The organism is Staphylococcus sp. HMSC061G12 (assembly GCF_001838465.1).
Lineage (GTDB): Bacteria > Bacillota > Bacilli > Staphylococcales > Staphylococcaceae > Staphylococcus > Staphylococcus simulans.
This window is the reverse complement of record NZ_KV837029.1, coordinates 1-267: the sequence shown is the minus strand read 5'-3', so window position 1 is coordinate 267 and position 267 is coordinate 1. Positions and strand designations below refer to the sequence as shown.

The 267-nt window shown below is 25.1% G+C and carries 1 protein-coding gene; it reads left to right on the top strand.

Annotated features, from left to right (window positions below; all coding sequences use genetic code 11):
- On the top strand, positions 1–220 hold a 220-nt coding region (locus HMPREF2937_RS13225), incomplete at its 5' end, for an rRNA adenine N-6-methyltransferase family protein (protein ID WP_306807033.1).
- Between the last annotated feature and the right edge of the window lie 47 nt (positions 221–267).

The window sequence follows — 267 nt, the reverse complement described above, 5'->3', positions numbered from 1 at the left end:
ACTTATCAGATTAAATAGAAAAAAATCAAGAATATCACACAAAGATAAACAGAAGTATAATTATTTCGTTATGAAATGGGTTAACAAAGAATACAAGAAAATATTTACAAAAAATCAATTTAACAATTCCTTAAAACATGCAGGAATTGACGATTTAAACAATATTAGCTTTGAACAATTCTTATCTCTTTTCAATAGCTATAAATTATTTAATAAGTAAGTTAAGGGATGCATAAACTGCATCCCTTAACTTGTTTTTCGTGTACC